The organism is Rhodopirellula sp. JB055, assembly GCF_043100905.1.
Classification (GTDB): Bacteria; Planctomycetota; Planctomycetia; order Pirellulales; family Pirellulaceae; genus Rhodopirellula.
Genome location: NZ_JBICHO010000620.1, coordinates 1 through 3510 on the forward strand (window position 1 = coordinate 1; position 3510 = coordinate 3510).

Sequence of the window (3510 nt, forward strand, 5' to 3'; positions counted from 1 at the left end):
GGCGGGGATCGCGATCGCGATCGGCACGATGGTCGACATGGCGATCATTGTTTCGGAGAACATCTACCAGCATCTTTCGGATTGGGAGTCTGGTAGCGAAGAGGCTCGGATCAAACAACCTCGCACGGAAGTCGTCTACGAGGCAACGGTTGAAGTCGCACCGGCCGTCGTGACCGCCGTGGCGACAACCATTGTCAGTTTCTTGCCGGTCTTCTTTTTGACCGGTCGCGATTACAAGCTGTTCTCTCCGCTGGCTTACACCAAGACATTTGCGATTGCTGCGGCGATGATCACCGCCGTCACGATTGTGCCGGCACTGTGCCGTTTGATGCTGCGAAGCAATGTGCGTCGCAAGAGTGCGGCTTTGCTCGCTGGCGTTTCGCTGGCCGGACTTCTCGGTGTGGCTTCGCATTTCCTTTGGGGGTCGCGACTCGCAGAGCGATTCGGCTTGGAAACCTGGATCGTGACCACCGTCGCCGCAGTGATCGGATTCATTGCCGGTTGGCAATTGCTGCGAGAGCGGATTCGGCCAATCGAAGAGATTCCTTCCAGTCGCTTCGTTCGTTGGATTTACGCAGCCCGATTGCGATACGCCCTGAACCACAAAGCGGTTGCGCTTTCGTTTCCGTTGATGCTGTTGATCATCGGCGTGGGTGCCTACGTCGGAATGCCAACCGTGCTCCGTCCGGTCGAAAAGTTCGCCAACTTGTTCGGTGCCGATCTGAATGACTTTCCCGGCTACGTCGATGCCAAGCATGTTTTTACGGGGTTGCAGAGCGACGACTGGATCGCGCTCGACGAAGGAAGCTGGTTCTACATGCCGACGCTGTACCCGGCAGCCAGTTTCTCGCAAGCGATGCAAGTGTTGCAGACGCAAGATGTTTTGATCGGCCAGATTCCCGAAGTCAAAGATGTGCTTGGCAAGATCGGTCGCGTCGAATCGGCACTCGACCCCGCGCCGGCCGCGATGGTCGAAACCTATGTGATGCTCAAACCCGAAAGCGAGTGGCGAGAAGGCGTCACGGCTCGCGACGTGTGGGACGAAATCAACCGAGTCGCCACGTTGCCCGGTGTCACGCCCGCGTCGGCGTTACAACCGATCGAGGGCCGAGTCGTGATGTTGCAGTCTGGCATCAAGGCACCGATGGCCATTCGAGTTTACGGCAACGAACTCGACGAGTTGGCTGACGCGGCCATGAATGTCTCCGCTGAGCTGAAGAAGTCGCCGCTGATCAACGCCGGCACCGTCAATCCCGATATTGTGCTTGGCAAACCCTATGTCGAGTTCACGGTCGACCGCGAAGCGGCATCGCGGTACGGGATGAGTTCGTCGATGGTGAACCAAGTCATCGAGACCGCACTCGGCGGGATGAATTTAATCAAGACCGTTGAAGGACGTGAGCGTTATCCAGTGCGGCTCCGTTACAACCGCGACCTCCGCGAACAGATCGACGGCCTGAAACGCTTACCCGTCGTCACACATTCGGGGGCGGTCGTACCGCTCGAAGAACTCGCGACGCTGGAAACGACTTGGGGTCCGGGTGCGATCAACAGTGAGAATGGCCGACTGGTCGCTCACGTTTCTTTCATGACCAATGGCAGCAAGGGCGATTTGGAATCGGTCTCCGCCATCGAAGAACAGCTCCGCGCGGCACAGGCGCTGCCTCCGTCCGACCCGAATCGGTTATCGCTGCCAGCGGGATACTCTCTCGAGGCCGTTGGTAGCTTCCGAAATCAGATCGAAGCCAACAGGCGTTTGATGTGGATCATTCCGATGGTGATCTGCATCAATCTGATGTTGCTTTACATGGAGTTCCGAAACCTCTCGATTTCGTTGGCCGTGTTCTCCGGTATCCCCGTCGCCTTCGCTGGTGGCATGATTGCAGTGGCAACGATGGGCGTCGAACTCAATACGGCAGTATGGGTTGGCTTCATCGCGTTGTTCGGACTAGCCGTCGACGATGGCGTGGTGATGGCGACCTACATCCATCAACTGCTGAAGAAACGTAAAGTCGAAACGGTCGAAGATATCCGCAACACAGTCTACGAAGCTGGACTGAAACGCATTCGACCTTGCATGATGACAACGGTGACGACGCTTGCCGCGTTGATTCCAGTGTTAATTGCGACAGGCCGTGGTGCTGACGTCGCCCGAGCGATGGCGATTCCCGTGTTCGGTGGCATGTTAGCTGAACCGTTCACGTCGTTTATTGTGCCGACGCTCTATTGCGGCTACCTGGAATTGAAAATGCGTTTCGGATTTCAAGACGAGCTTTGGGAAGGCACCGAAGCGATGCCGGAGGAGGAACTCATGAAAGCGGCATAAAACTTTTCGTTTGACCGTGAAGGAATTCACGACTCAGGCATCCAATCAATCAACCTCACCAAGATCGACGGACCCAACGGACGGTGTCCTGAAACTTTACAACGGAGTTCTCCCATGAAACGAACACTCATCATCACCGCTTTCTCACTCGCGATGTCCACATCGGGCGTGTTTGGGCAGACGATTCAATCGCAGCACAATCACGCTGGGCACAACCACGTGATGCCCGGCATGACGCAGGCTCGCGAAGCGACGCAAGCAGGGCCGCATGGCGGCAGTTTGAAACAAACCGGCAACCTGCAAATCGAAACGATTGTTTCACAAGGCGGGCTGCAGATGTTCGTCTACGACCGCGCTGGTCAGCCGGTGTCGGTTGACCGGGGACGTGGTGCCGTTTCGGTACGAGTCGAAGGCAATGCGAAACGCTATCGCTACGACCTGTTACCCGATGGCAAAGGAGCGTTGACTGCTCCTGTGAACTTGTCGCAAATCGCTGGTCGACAGATTGACGTCGATGTGCAATTGGTCGGTATTGCGGCCAGCACAATCTCTTTCAACGAAGTCGCCACCGTTCCGGCCAGCGAGCAACAACTGGCAGCCGCGGCGATCGCACGACAAAAGATCTGTCCCGTCAGCGGCAAACCGCTCGGCAGCATGGGTGATCCCGTCGCCGTCGATGTCAACGGACAGAAGCTCTACGTTTGCTGTGCAGGCTGTGTGGGCGCGGTCAAGTCGGACCCGGCTAAGTATGCCGCCGGTCGCCCGCAGATCACGGTCACCACAGCGACCCAAGCTGATGCAGCAGCCATTGCCGCCCAGAAGGTTTGCCCCGTCATGGACGAACCGCTCGGCGGCATGGGGACACCGATCAAGGTGATGGTTGGTGACAAGCCGATCTATCTGTGCTGTAAGGGATGCATCAAGAAGATTCAGGCCGAGCCCGCGAAGTATTTGGCGATGGTTTATGGCAACGGCACGCAAGCCAGTGCCCAGCCTGCTGCCACGACGACGGCAAAGATCACTGTCTCGACCTCAACCCAAGCCGACGCAGCGGCCATCGCAGCCCAGAAGACCTGCCCCGTCATGGATGAACCACTTGGTGGCATGGGTATACCGATCAAGGTGATGGTCGGCGATAAGCCGATCTATCTGTGCTGCAAAGGATGCATCAAGAAGATTCAGGC

At 57.2% G+C, this 3510-nt stretch carries 2 protein-coding genes; both read left to right on the forward strand.

Translation table 11 applies throughout. The features are described from left to right. Positions 1–2326: efflux RND transporter permease subunit (locus ACF8AM_RS24215; RefSeq protein WP_392558118.1), on the forward strand; the 2326-nt coding region annotated here is incomplete at its 5' end. Between the two features lie 114 nt (positions 2327–2440). Then, positions 2441–3510, forward strand: a 1070-nt coding sequence (locus ACF8AM_RS24220; RefSeq protein WP_392558119.1) for a hypothetical protein, incomplete at its 3' end; no start/stop codon positions are given.